The 12,559-nt window shown below is 64.4% G+C and carries 10 protein-coding genes and 2 pseudogenes; 8 read left to right on the plus strand and 4 right to left on the minus strand.

Features of this window, described 5'->3' with window-relative positions:
- The first annotated feature begins 340 nt into the window (after positions 1-340).
- The 8 genes and pseudogenes from ACQ86E_RS29900 to ACQ86E_RS29935 all read left to right on the plus strand — a co-directional run bounded on the left by ACQ86E_RS29900 (position 341) and on the right by ACQ86E_RS29935 (position 7,863).
- A pseudogene (locus ACQ86E_RS29900) lies at positions 341-1,479 on the plus strand (cysteine desulfurase family protein).
- Positions 1,480-1,591: 112 nt separating this feature from the next.
- The gene (sufB, locus tag ACQ86E_RS29905; RefSeq protein WP_431203028.1) at positions 1,592-3,088 is read left to right on the plus strand and encodes a Fe-S cluster assembly protein SufB; all 1,497 of its coding nucleotides are present in this window, start codon (positions 1,592-1,594) and stop codon (positions 3,086-3,088) included.
- A 61-nt stretch (positions 3,089-3,149) separates the two neighbouring features.
- Positions 3,150-3,902 carry a Fe-S cluster assembly ATPase SufC gene (sufC, locus tag ACQ86E_RS29910; RefSeq protein WP_162005814.1) on the plus strand — a complete coding sequence of 251 codons (753 nt, stop codon included), beginning with the start codon at positions 3,150-3,152 and terminating at the stop codon, positions 3,900-3,902.
- Positions 3,903-3,913: 11 nt separating this feature from the next.
- Positions 3,914-5,218: a Fe-S cluster assembly protein SufD gene (sufD, locus tag ACQ86E_RS29915; RefSeq protein ID WP_431203029.1), complete on the plus strand. Its 1,305-nt coding sequence runs from the start codon at positions 3,914-3,916 to the stop codon at positions 5,216-5,218.
- Positions 5,215-6,462: a cysteine desulfurase gene (locus ACQ86E_RS29920; protein WP_431203030.1), complete on the plus strand. Its 1,248-nt coding sequence runs from the start codon at positions 5,215-5,217 to the stop codon at positions 6,460-6,462. The genes sufD and ACQ86E_RS29920 overlap by 4 nt, the downstream gene beginning before the upstream one ends.
- Positions 6,459-6,830, plus strand: a complete 372-nt coding sequence (locus ACQ86E_RS29925) for an SUF system Fe-S cluster assembly protein (protein WP_015686425.1) — start codon at positions 6,459-6,461, stop codon at positions 6,828-6,830. Before ACQ86E_RS29920 ends, ACQ86E_RS29925 begins: the two co-directional genes overlap by 4 nt.
- A 63-nt stretch (positions 6,831-6,893) precedes the next feature.
- Positions 6,894-7,304, plus strand: a complete 411-nt coding sequence (locus ACQ86E_RS29930) for a HesB/IscA family protein (RefSeq protein WP_143844933.1) — start codon at positions 6,894-6,896, stop codon at positions 7,302-7,304.
- Between the two features lie 130 nt (positions 7,305-7,434).
- The gene (locus ACQ86E_RS29935) at positions 7,435-7,863 is read left to right on the plus strand and encodes a TfoX/Sxy family protein (RefSeq protein WP_431203031.1); all 429 of its coding nucleotides are present in this window, start codon (positions 7,435-7,437) and stop codon (positions 7,861-7,863) included.
- Positions 7,864-7,887: 24 nt separating this feature from the next.
- On the opposite strand, the gene fabA is transcribed toward ACQ86E_RS29935, so the two are convergent.
- From fabA to ACQ86E_RS29955, 4 genes and pseudogenes are all read right to left on the minus strand, one after another.
- Complete coding sequence (fabA, locus tag ACQ86E_RS29940) at positions 7,888-8,418, minus strand: bifunctional 3-hydroxydecanoyl-ACP dehydratase/trans-2-decenoyl-ACP isomerase (RefSeq protein ID WP_431203032.1); 531 nt, start codon at positions 8,416-8,418, stop codon at positions 7,888-7,890.
- 80 nt (positions 8,419-8,498) lie between these two features.
- Positions 8,499-9,566, minus strand: a complete 1,068-nt coding sequence (locus ACQ86E_RS29945; RefSeq protein ID WP_431203033.1) for a GGDEF domain-containing protein — start codon at positions 9,564-9,566, stop codon at positions 8,499-8,501.
- 166 nt (positions 9,567-9,732) lie between these two features.
- Positions 9,733-11,285: pseudogene (locus tag ACQ86E_RS29950) on the minus strand (DEAD/DEAH box helicase).
- A gap of 297 nt (positions 11,286-11,582) precedes the next feature.
- Positions 11,583-12,557: an AraC family transcriptional regulator gene (locus tag ACQ86E_RS29955; RefSeq protein ID WP_431206597.1), complete on the minus strand. Its 975-nt coding sequence runs from the start codon at positions 12,555-12,557 to the stop codon at positions 11,583-11,585.
- Positions 12,558-12,559: the final 2 nt, after the last annotated feature.

Here is a 12,559-nt window from a genome sequence, read left to right on the forward strand (position 1 = left end):
TGATCTCTTGATCCCTTGAAGGCGGTCCTCAACAACCAACCGATGGCACGAACTTCATCGGCTGCTGTGCCGACCAAGCCGCGAATGGAAGGGTGGAGCGGCGCCCTCGGATGATGCGCGAGCGGCGCGCGGTGAACTGACGCGCGCGTTCTAGCATGAGGCGTGGGTCAAAAAGCAAGCATCTTGAACATCCCGCAATGGGGTCAAGGTGTTAGCGTGTCACCGGCATGTCATGGCGCGGCGCGGACCGGAATCATGGTTGCCAAGCGGCTAGCAGCAGCCCATGTCGGGCATCGAAACGGGTGAGCAGCTGTCGCCCCTGAGGTAATATATTACTTTCATGCGCAAGCGCGTTTATCTCGACTGGAATGCGACCACCCCGCTGCGCGTCGAGGCACGGGCTGCGATGCTCGCCGCGTACGATCTGATCGGCAATCCGTCCTCAGTCCACGCCGAGGGGCGGGAGGCGCGGCGGCTGGTCGAGGACGCCCGCGCCACGCTTGCCGCGGCGGTGGGGGCGTTGCCGCGCAACGTCGTGTTCACCTCCGCCGGAACCGAGGCCAACGCGCTGTCGCTGTCGCCCGGCTTGCGGGGGCGGTCCGGCGGCCCTGTCGAGCGGTTGCTGGTCTCGGCGATCGAGCATGCCTCGGTGCTGGCAGGCAGCCGGTTCCCGGCGGACAGGATCGGCCAGGTCAGGGCCACAGGCTCCGGCGTGATCGACCTCGGCCATCTCGAGGCGCTGCTCGGAGACGGGCCGCCGGCACTGGTTTCGATCATGGCGGCGAACAACGAGACGGGGGCAATCCAGCCGGTCACGGAGGCCGCCCGGATCGTTCACGAGGCCGGCGGCCTGCTGCATGTCGACGCGATCCAGGCGCTGGGGAAAATTCCGTTCGATATCAATGTAGTGGGGGCCGACCTTGCGACTTTTTCTGCGCACAAGATCGGCGGCCCCAAGGGGTGGGCGCGCTGGTCGTGGCGGAGGGAGTTGCCGGGCTTGAACCGGTGTTGCGGGGCGGCGGGCAGGAGCAGAACCGCCGTGCGGGAACCGAGAATGTCGCGGGCATCGCCGGCTTCGGGGCGGCGGTAAAAGTCGCGCTTCAGGCTCTGCCGGAGGATGCGCAGCGGATAGCAACCCTCAGGGATCGCTTGGAAAACGGTATTCGCGCGATTGCCGGTGGGATGGTCTTCGCCGAGGACGTTCAGCGGTTGCCAAATACCGTCCTGTTTACCGCGCCTGGCCTGAAGGCGGAGACCGCCGTGATCGGCTTCGACCTCGAAGGCGTGGCGGTGTCCTCGGGCTCGGCCTGTTCGTCGGGCAAGGTGCAGCCCTCGCACGTGCTGTCGGCGATGGGGTATGATGCCGCCGTGGCTCAGGGAGCGGTGCGCCTCAGTCTGGGCTGGTCCACGGAACCCGATGACATCAACAGGGCGTTAGAGGCTTGGCGAAAGCTCGGTAATACCCTACTTAGAGCCTAAGCGATGAAACACGGCTTGAACGGTTCTAAGCACGTGCTTTCTGCCAAAAACATCGTAATACTCGTCCGACTTTGATCCACCGCGGTCCTTGAAACCGCGAGCGGAGGATAGAATGCCAGCCGTGCAAGAGACGGTCGATCGCGTGAAGCGCATCGACGTCGACCAGTATCGTTATGGGTTTGAGACCCAGATCGAATCCGACAAGGCCCCCAAGGGGCTGTCCGAAGATACCGTCAGGTTCATCTCCGAGAAGAAGAACGAACCCGCCTGGATGCTCCAGTGGCGGCTCGAGGCCTATCGGCGCTGGCTGACCATGACCGAGCCGACCTGGGCCCGCGTCGACTATCCCAAGATCGACTTCCAGGACCTCTATTACTATTCGGCGCCGAAGCCGAAGAAGACGATCACCTCGCTCGACGAGATCGATCCCGAGATCCTGAAGACCTATGAGAAGCTCGGCATCCCCTTGCGGGAGGTCGCCATGCTCGAAGGCGTCGAGCCCAAGCCCGGCGAGCAGGACCCCAACAGGCGCAAGATCGCGGTCGACGCGGTGTTCGACTCGGTCTCGGTTGCGACCACCTTCAAGGCCGAGCTGAAGAAGGCCGGCGTGATCTTCATGCCGATCTCGGAAGCGATCCGCGAGCACCCCGAACTGGTGCAGAAATATCTGGGCTCGGTGGTTCCGACCTCGGACAATTTCTACGCGACGCTGAACTCGGCGGTGTTCTCCGACGGCTCGTTCGTCTACGTGCCGCCCGGCGTGCGCTGCCCGATGGAGCTGTCCACGTACTTCCGCATCAACGAGCGCAACACCGGCCAGTTCGAGCGCACGCTGATCATCGCCGACAAGGGCTCCTACGTCAGCTATCTCGAAGGCTGCACCGCGCCGCAGCGCGACGAGAACCAGCTCCACGCGGCCGTGGTCGAGCTCGTCGCCCATGACGATGCCGAGATCAAATATTCGACGGTGCAGAACTGGTATCCCGGCAATTCGGAAGGCAAGGGCGGCATCTACAATTTCGTCACCAAGCGTGGCGACTGCCGGGGCAACAATTCCAAGATCTCCTGGACCCAGGTCGAGACCGGGTCGGCGATCACCTGGAAGTACCCGAGCTGCATTCTCCGCGGCGACAATTCGCGCGGCGAATTCTATTCGATCGCGATCTCGAACGGCTATCAGCAGGTCGATAGCGGCACCAAGATGATCCATCTCGGCAAGAACACGTCGAGCCGGATCATCTCCAAGGGCATCGCCGCCGGCAAGTCGCAGAACACCTATCGCGGCCTCGTCACGGCGCATCGGAAAGCGACCGGTGCGCGCAACTTCACAGCGTGCGATTCTCTGTTGATCGGCGACAAATGCGGCGCGCACACCGTGCCGTACATCGAGGCCAAGAACTCGTCCGCGACGTTCGAGCACGAAGCCACGACCTCGAAGATCTCCGAGGACGTGCTGTTCTACTGCATCCAGCGCGGGCTCAGCCAGGAAGAGGCTGTCGGCCTCGTCGTCAACGGCTTCGTCAAGGACGTGCTGCAGCAACTGCCGATGGAGTTCGCGGTGGAAGCGCAGAAGCTGATCTCGATCTCGCTCGAAGGGTCGGTCGGTTAGCTCCGACCCTCGCGGTGCGCTGCGGCGCTCCATGCATCAATTGAATAAACTGGATACCAAGATGGCTTTGCTTGAAGTGAAAGACCTGCAGGTTCGTGTCGAGGAGCGTGAGATCCTCCACGGCCTGACGTTGACCGTGAACGAGGGCGAGATCCACGCCATCATGGGGCCGAACGGCTCCGGCAAATCGACGCTCTCGCATGTCATCGCCGGTAAGCCAGGCTATGAGGTCACCGGCGGCCAGATCCTGTTCAAGGGCGAAGACCTGCTGGAGATGAAACCGGAAGAGCGCGCCGCCAAGGGCGTGTTCCTGGCGTTCCAGTATCCGGTCGAGATTCCCGGCGTTGCCACCATGACGTTCCTGCGCACCGCGCTGAACGCGCAGCGCAAGGCGCGCGGCGAGAGCGAATATTCGACGCCGGACTTCCTGAAGAAAGTCCGCGAGGTCTCGAAGTCGCTGAACATCCCGCAGGACATGCTCAAGCGCGGCGTCAATGTCGGCTTCTCCGGCGGCGAGAAGAAGCGCAACGAGGTGCTGCAGATGGCGCTGTTCGAGCCGAGCCTGTGCATCCTCGACGAGATGGATTCCGGCCTCGACATCGACGCGCTGCGCATCGCGGCCGACGGCGTCAATGCGCTGCACTCGCCGAAGCGCGCGATGGTCGTCATCACCCACTATCAGCGGCTCCTGAATTACATCGTGCCCGACATCGTGCACGTGATGTCGAAGGGTCGTGTCGTGAAGAGCGGCGGCAAGGAACTGGCGCTGGAGCTGGAAGCGACCGGCTACGCCCAGTTCGAGGATGCCGCGTAAGGAATTTTGCGATGAACGTTGCTGTGGCAAAGACCGGAAACGGCCGCGCGGTGAGCGATCTCTTCGCCAGTGCCGAAGGCCGGCTGCCGGGGTCGCCTTCCGTGATCGCGGCGCGCCGCGAGGCGTTCGAGACCTATGAGCGTCTCGGCCTTCCGCATCGCCGGATCGAGGAATGGAAATATACCGATCTGCGCGCGCTGGTCGGCGAGGTGCTGCCGCTTGCGGTCGCGCCCGATGCGGCCGCGCTGAAACTTGCCGCTGACGCCGTGAAGGCGCACGCGATCGATGGCGCCCGCAAGCTGGTTCTGGTCGACGGCGTGTTCGCGGCCGATCTCTCCGACGCCAAGGCGCTGGCTGCCGAGGCGGGCGTTGGGACGTTGCGGGAAACGCTGGAGCAGGATTCCGCTCTGCTGAAGACCGCGACCACCGATGCCGTGATCGCGCTGAATGCCGCGTTGGCGACCGACGGCGTCGTTCTGTCGATCGCGGACGGCGCACAGCTGTCCGCACCGATCCAGATCATCCACATCGCGACCGCCGCTTCCGTGTCGACCTTCACCCGTTCGCAGGTGAAGGTCGGGAACGGCGCCCGCGCCACCATCATCGAGAGCTTCGTCGCGGCTGGTGCGAAAGCCTACCAGGTCAACGACGCCGTCATCGTCACCATTGGCGACGACGCCGACGTCGCGCATATCCGGCTGATGGACGATGCGCCTGACGCCGTGAACATCACCTCGCAATTCGTCACGGTCGGTGCGAATTCCAAGCTGAACTTCTTCAACATGACCACTGGTGCAGCCGTGAGCCGCCTCCAGGGTTTCATCACGCTGGCGGGCGAGGGCAGTGAGCTCCTCGTCAACGGCGCGAACCTGTTGCAGAAGACCGAACATGGCGACACGACGCTGGTCGTCGACCACGCCGTGCCGAACTGCGTCAGCCGCGAAATCTTCCGCGCCGTGCTCGACGATCGGGCCCATTCCGTGTTCCAGGGCCGCATCATCGTTCGTCCCGACGCGCAGAAGACCGACGGCAAGATGATGATCCGCGCGCTGCTGCTCTCGGACGAAGCCGAGGCTGACAACAAGCCCGAGCTGGAAATCTTTGCTGACGACGTCTCCTGCGGCCACGGTGCCACCGCCGGCGCGCTCGACGACAGTCTCTTGTTCTATCTGAAGGCCCGCGGTCTGCCCGAGAAGCAGGCCCAGGCGCTGCTGATCCAGGCCTTCGTCGGCGAGGCCATCGAGCAGATCGCCGACGACGGCTTGCGCGAGCACGTGATCGGCATTGCCGAGCGCTGGCTGGAGCGTCGCCAATGAGCACGCATCCCGCGGTCAAGAACGGCACTTACGACGTCGCGCGCGTGCGCCAGGATTTCCCGGCGCTCGCCATGCAAGTTTATGGCAAGCCGCTTGTCTATCTGGACAATGCCGCATCGGCGCAGAAGCCCAGTGCCGTGCTCGACCGCATGACGCAGGCCTATACCAGCGAATACGCCAACGTGCATCGCGGCCTCCATTACCTCGCCAATGCCGCGACGGAAGCCTATGAGGGCGGACGGACCAAGGTCGCGCAGTTCATCAATGCGCCCCGCACCGAGGAAGTGATCTTCACCCGCAACGCGACGGAGGCGATCAACCTGGTCGCCTCGTCCTGGGGCGGGCCGAACATCAAAGAGGGCGACGAGATCGTCATCTCGATCATGGAGCACCATTCCAATATCGTGCCGTGGCATTTCCTCAGGGAACGCCAGGGCGCGGTGATCAAATGGGCGCCGGTCGACGACGAGGGCAATTTCCTGATCGACGAGTTCGAGAAGCTGCTGACGGCGAAGACCAGGCTGGTCGCGATCACGCAGATGTCGAACGCGCTCGGCACCATCGTGCCGGTCAAGGACGTCGTGAAGATCGCCCACGCCCGTGGCATTCCCGTGCTGGTCGACGGCAGCCAGGGTGCTGTGCATCTGCCCGTGGACGTCCAGGACATCGGCTGCGACTTCTATGTCTTCACCGGCCATAAGGTCTATGGCCCGACCGGCATCGGCGTGCTCTGGGCCAAGTACGACCACCTCGTCGCGATGCGTCCCTTCAACGGCGGCGGCGAGATGATCCGCGAGGTCTCGCGTGACGTCGTCACCTATGGCGATCCCCCGCACAAGTTCGAGGCCGGCACGCCCGCCATCGTCGAGGCGATCGGCCTTGGCGCCGCCATCGACTATGTCAATTCGATCGGCAAGGAGCGCATCGCGGCCCACGAGCACGATCTGGTCACCTACGCCCAGGAGAAGCTGCGCGAGATCAACTCGCTGCGGCTGATCGGCACCGCGCGGGGCAAGGGCCCGGTGATCTCCTTCGAGCTGAAGGGCGCCCACGCCCACGACGTCGCCACCGTGATCGACCGCCAGGGCATTGCGGTGCGCGCCGGCACCCATTGCGTGATGCCGCTTTTAGAGCGGTTCAACGTGACCGCCACCTGCCGGGCGTCGTTCGGCATGTATAATACGCGGGAAGAAGTCGATCATCTGGCACAGGCGCTTTTGAAGGCGCGGGATTTGTTCGCATGAGTGACACGGCCGAAATCAAAGCCAATCCGATGGAAACTCATTCGGCGCTGCCGCCTGAGGAAACCGAACGTCTCACCACCGAGATTATCGCCGGTCTCAAGACCGTGTTCGATCCGGAGATTCCGGCCGACATCTACGAGCTCGGCCTGATCTACAAGGTCGAGATCAAGGACGACCGCTCGGTCGACGTCCAGATGACGCTGACGACGCCGAACTGCCCAGCCGCCGGCGAACTGCCGACCATGGTCGAAAACGCGGTCGCCAGCGTTCCCGGCGTCGGCGTGGTCGACGTCAAGGTCGTCTGGGAGCCGGCCTGGACGCCGGAACGCATGAGCGACGAGGCCCGCCTCGTGCTCAACATGTGGTGACGCGTAACGCTTGCTCTAAATCCTCGGCATTGAATTCGCGCCGCAACGGACCACATCATTGACATGACCCAGATATCGTCAGGCTCAACACCAGCATCCACTCCCAAGCCGCGGCGGCCACGCCCGCAGGTGATGCGGCTGACCGACGCTGCCGCCCAGCGCATCAGCGAATTGACGAGCCGCGCAGACTCGGAGATCGTCGGCTTGCGCGTCGGCGTGAAGAACGGCGGCTGTGCCGGCCAGTCCTACACGGTCGAATACGCCCATGATGTTCGCCCGACCGACGAGGTCGTCGAGGACAAGGGCGTCAAGATCCTGGTCGACCCCAAGGCCGTGCTGTTCCTGCTCGGCACCGAGATGGACTACAAGGCTGACAAGATGCAGGCCCAGTTCGTCTTCAACAATCCCAACCAGGTCTCCGCCTGCGGCTGCGGCGAGTCGGTCGAGCTGCGCCCGGCCAAGATCGACGGGTAAGCCCGGTCGTCATTGCGAGCGAAGCGAAGCAATCCAGAGCGTCTCCGAGGCGGTAGTCTGGATTGCTTCGCTTCGCTCGCAATGACGGGGATGCTATGAGGGTTCGCTTGCATGCGCAGGGAAGCCTCCCATGGACCGCGAATTCCTGATCGACCTGTTCGCCGATTTTGGCCCCGTCACCATCCGCAAGATGTTCTCAGGCTACGGCATCTCCGCCGACGGCATCAATTTCGCGCTCGCCTTGAGCGCCGGCCTGTTCTTCCGCGCCGACGCGACGACCATCCCGGACTATGAAGCCGAAGGCTCAAAGCCGTTCCAGTATTCGACCCGCGCCAAGACCGTGACGGTCAACTCCTACTGGGAGTTGCCGGCGCGCCTGTTCGACGATTCCGAGGATCTCGTCAGATGGGCGAGGGCTGCGCTTGCCGCCGCCCAGCGCGCCAAGGTGAAGCGGCCGAAGAAGAAAGCGGCGAGCAAGCCTGCGAAAAAGGCCATCGCGAAGATGCTCGCGGGCAAAAAGCGTCAGGCCAAGAAAGCGACCAGGAGAGCGGTACGGTAGGGGGCGTGCTTACCCTGCGAGACCTCACTCCACGGCCTTGGTCAGGCCAACCCTCATATCCTTGGCCGTGAAAACACAGAGGCCGTCCGCAAGCACGCGGCCGTCGGCAATTCCGAGCACCAGCTTGCCGCGCCGGACCATGCGCATGGCGACCTCGTAGCGCACGCATACTGTATCCGGCGTGATGAATGCCGTGGCGTCCACCTCGCCGACGCCGATGGCGCGGCCCTTGCCCGGCGATCCCGACCAGCCGAGCCAGTAGCCGATCATCTGCCACATCGCATCGAGGCCAAGGCTTCCCGGCATGATCGGATCACCGCGAAAGTGGCAATCGAAGAACCAATGGCTGGGTGCGATGTCGAGCTCGCCCGTGATGTGGCCCTTGCCGAATTCGCCGCCGTCCACGCTGATCTCGGTGATGCGGTCCATCATGAGCATGGGCGGTGCGGGCAGTTGCGCATTGCCCGGGCCGAAATAGCCGCCTTCGCCAGATCTCAGCAGCTCTTCCCTGGTGTAGGACGGTTGCGGGGTGTGAAAGTCATGAGGGTTGGCCACGACGACTGGTCCTCTGGATGCTCACGGCGAGGAAGATGTCGTTCGGCAGGTTTGAATGTCAAGCGCGCGCCGCTTCGGCGTCACGCCACCCGGCCGTGGGTCTCGACGGCGAATTCCGGATCGGCTTCGCAGATCACGCGGTTGCGGCCGTTGCGCTTGGCGGCGTAGAGGCAGGCATCCGCGCGCTCGATCAACGCGTCGGTGTCGTCGCCCGGCTTGAGCATGGCGACGCCGACGGAGATGGTGACGCGGCCGAGGATCTCGCCGGTCGACTTCTTCTTCAATTCCTTCGCCATCACCGCGCGGCGGATGTGGTCGGCCACCGTCAGGGCCTGGCGCAGCGCGGTGCTGGGCAGCACCACCGCGAATTCCTCGCCGCCATAGCGCGCGGTGATGTCCTGGCCCTTGATAGTCTGCTTCAGCGAAAGGCCGACGAGCCGCAGCACCTGGTCACCGGTGAGATGGCCGTAGGAATCGTTGAACGACTTGAAGTGGTCGATGTCGAACAGCAGCAGTGAGAGCGGCTCGCCCGACGCAAGCGCGTTCTGCACGGCCATGTCGATCATGCGATCGAAATATTTGCGGTTGCCGAGCCCCGTGAGCGGATCGGTCAGGCTCTCTGCGCGGATCGCCTCGAGGCTCTGCTGGAGATTGCTGATCTCGCTCTTGGACAGCGTGAGCCGGTCCTCGAGCGCCTTGTTGGTCTCGCGCATTTCGCTGGTCGAACGCAGCAGTGCCTCGACGATCGACTTGATCTGGTCGCGGTTCTTGGCGGACGAAAGTCTTTCGGTCGCGCCCGACAGGCTGGCATCGTAGGAGCCGGTCATCCCGAGCGCTTCGCTCAAGACCTTCATCACGTCGTCGATCTCACCGATGACGCGCGCACCCACCTTGTCGATGCGGTCGGTGGTCTTGATGTGGGAGAGATAGGTCTCGTAGATCTGCTCGAGATCGCCTTCGGTCAGCTTGCCGTGGCGCGCCAGCGTCTCGTTGATGATCTTGTTGAGCGGAGCGTTATAGCCGGTGGCGTAGACGTACCATATCTCGTAATTGCGAGGGATCGCGGTTTGCCGAAGCGACCGGATCTGACCGAGCGCCACTTCGGCAAACGCCATCGTGCGTTCGTGTTCGTCGAGCACCTTGACCACGGAACATTCCCCACGGCGATCGGTGCGCGGCCGGTCGCTGCAATGCTTAAATTATGTTCGTAGGCTAGCGGGGGATTGTGAACGGTCAGTAAATATACGGGCTTCCATGCATCAGAAAAAGTGTCGCGGCGATCCTGCTCAACCGCGACTCCTGGTGCATCGTGGTTCAGGCGCCGGCGGGGGAGCGCACCGGCCGGAGCAGAAACGCCGGAAGATGCGAATGATCGCCCGGCTCGCTGTCAGCGTCGCGCTGGCGGCGCGGCTCGGGACGCCCGATCGAGGGCACATGCGCCGTATTGGCTTGCGGGCGCGAGCTGTGACGCGGCTCGGAGGAAGCCCGGGCCTCACGGGGAGGCCTTGCTTCGCGCGCAGGCCTCGACTCGGGCGCGGGCCGCGCTTCTGCCGCAGGCCTAGGCTCAGGAGCGTGTCTCGGCTCAGAAGCGTGTCTCGCCTCGCCGCGCGCTTCGCGCGGCTCTTGGCTGCGTTCCCGGTCGCCGCGGCCGCGTTGCGGCTTGCCGCGTCCGCCGCGCGAACGTTCGCGGCCACGCTGGTCGCGCGGACGCTCGCTCTGCTCGGCGCTGTCGGCGCTCACTTCGTAATCGCCCTCGGCGCGCGGAATGGTCTGGCCGATCAGCTTCTCGATGGCGACCATCGACTTCTGGTCGAGCGGTGTCACGAGCGAGATCGCGGTGCCGGTGCGGCCGGCGCGGCCGGTACGGCCGACGCGATGGACGTAATCGTCGGGATGGTGGGGAACGTCGAAATTGAAGACGTGGCTGACCTCGGGGATATCGAGGCCGCGGGCGGCGACGTCAGAGGCCACAAGCAGCGGCAGCTCGCCCTTGCGGAACTGTTCGAGCGCCGCCGTGCGGGCCGACTGGTCCATGTCGCCGTGCAGGGCGCCGACGCTGAAACCGTGCTTCTGCAGCGATTTGTGTACGACGGCGACCTCACGCTTGCGATTGCAGAAGATGATCGCGTTCTGGAGATCCTTGGCCTCCCGCAGCAGGCGTCGCAACAATTCGCGCTTCTCGTGCGCCTCGCGCCCGGCAGGGACCTGACACTGCGTGACGGTCACGGCGGTGGTGGCGGGCTTGGACACTTCGACCTTCTGCGGATTGTGCAGGAAGGTCTCGGTGATGCGCCGGATCTCCGGCGGCATGGTCGCGGTGAAGAACAGGGTCTGCCGCGTGAACGGGACGAGCTTGCAAACGCGTTCGATGTCGGGAATGAAGCCCATGTCCAGCATGCGGTCGGCTTCGTCGATGACGAGAAGCTCGACGCCGGTGAGCAGCAGACCGCCGCGCTCGGTATGGTCAAGCAGGCGGCCGGGCGTTGCGATCAGGACGTCGACGCCGCGCGTCAGCTTGGCATCCTGGTCGCCGAACGAGACACCGCCGATCAGGAGGGCGACGTTGAGCTTCTGTCCGGCCCCGTAGCGGTCGAAGTTTTCCTTCACCTGCGCCGCAAGCTCGCGGGTCGGCTCCAAGATCAGCGTGCGCGGCATGCGCGCCCGGGCTCTGCCCTTTTCGAGGATGGTGAGCATCGGCAGCACGAAGGCCGCGGTCTTGCCGGTGCCGGTCTGGGCGATGCCGAGCACATCCTTGCGGGCGAGGACGTGGGGGATCGCCTGTTCCTGGATGGGGGTGGGGGTGGTGTAACCTGTGGCCGCCACTGCGGCGAGGACTTTTCGGATAGTCCGAGATTTGAAAAGGACATTGAGCCTCTGCTCGAAACCGCCGTTCGGAATCGAGGGTAATAAGGCTGTCGCGTTCCACCCCGAAACGGCGCGCTCTCAAAGAAGCTGGGGGTGCTGACTCACGCGAACCAAGCGCAAGGCTCAGGAATCGGTCTTCGATCTGAGCCGCGTCGCTTCGGAACATAGGCGGGAATCGGGCAAAGTCAATGGAGCGGGCGCGGGAAGACCCTAAAAAACCTGAGCTTTTCGCCCAAATAGCGGGCGCGACTGGGTTTTCCGCCCCGACCGTCGACCGGCCTGCAGCCGGGGCCGGAACGCTAACGCTCCGCCTGGGCGCGGAAATCGCCCGGGGCCATCCCGTAGGCGGCGTTGAAGACTCGATAGTAGGTCGCCAGGCTCTCGAAGCCGCAGGAGGTCGCGATGTCGGCGATCAGCCGGTTTGGCGCCTCGCGCATCAGGCGGCGGCTCTGCTTCAGGCGCTCATCGGTTACCGTCTGCGAGAAGCTCCTTGTCGCGGATTCGAACAGCATATGCAGGTGACGCACGGACACGCCGAGCAGGGCGGCCACCATCGCCGGTGCCAGATTGGGGTCTTGCAGGTGACGCGCGATCAGGCGCCGTGCTTGCGAGTGGCGCGCGGTTCGCAGCGCCGCCTGGCCAAGCCGGCTGCCGGGCCGCACGATGCCGCGCTCGATCAGCGCCAGATGGCCGAGCGCTTGAACCAGGGAGTCCTCGACGAGAGGAGGCGCCACGCTGACGCCGTCGTCGCCCGCTGCGGCCTCGCCGAGGTCGGCGAAGCAGGCCTCGAGCAGGGGCGCCAGGCCGGGATCGTCGAACCGCCGGGGCACAAGCTCGCGCATGCGCTTGTCCTGCGTCGACAGGCCGCTCACGGGGATTTTCAGGATCCGCAGGTGGAAGCCGGCCGCACCGAGCGGCGCAGTGCGATAGGGCTGGTCGGTGTGGCTGGTGGCGAAGCTGCCATTGGCGATCGCGAAATCGCCTGCGCGCATGCCGCCGAACCAGCCGCCGCTGCCAAGCTGCTGGTAGACGCAGATGCTGTCGCCGGGCGCGTAGGCGATGTCGGAGGCGCTGCGTTCGACCGTATAGTGCGAGGCCTTCAACTCGACGAGGCCGGCGCCGCCGATCTGACGCAGCGAGAATTCGCCGTAGAAGTCGCCGCGCCGTTCGCGTTCGAGTTCGGCGGTGACGCCGAACAGGCCTTTGGAACGCACCTCGCGCCAATAGTCGAAGCGGTCATGCGATTCGACTTCGTCGGTGCACCAGCGATACACGG

The organism is Bradyrhizobium betae, from assembly GCF_050632175.1.
Taxonomy (GTDB): Bacteria; Pseudomonadota; Alphaproteobacteria; order Rhizobiales; family Xanthobacteraceae; genus Bradyrhizobium; species Bradyrhizobium betae_B.

Excerpts from the sequence above, each read along its gene's own strand:
- sufD (WP_431203029.1), top strand. The coding sequence starts at position 3,914 with ATGAACGTTGCTGTGGCAAAGACCGGAAACGGCCGCGCGGTGAGCGAT.
- sufC (WP_162005814.1), top strand. The coding sequence starts at position 3,150 with ATGGCTTTGCTTGAAGTGAAAGACCTGCAGGTTCGTGTCGAGGAGCGT.
- ACQ86E_RS29925 (WP_015686425.1), top strand. The coding sequence starts at position 6,459 with ATGAGTGACACGGCCGAAATCAAAGCCAATCCGATGGAAACTCATTCG.
- ACQ86E_RS29935 (WP_431203031.1), top strand. The coding sequence starts at position 7,435 with ATGGACCGCGAATTCCTGATCGACCTGTTCGCCGATTTTGGCCCCGTC.
- ACQ86E_RS29930 (WP_143844933.1), top strand. The coding sequence starts at position 6,894 with ATGACCCAGATATCGTCAGGCTCAACACCAGCATCCACTCCCAAGCCG.
- ACQ86E_RS29920 (WP_431203030.1), top strand. The coding sequence starts at position 5,215 with ATGAGCACGCATCCCGCGGTCAAGAACGGCACTTACGACGTCGCGCGC.
- sufB (WP_431203028.1), top strand. The coding sequence starts at position 1,592 with ATGCCAGCCGTGCAAGAGACGGTCGATCGCGTGAAGCGCATCGACGTC.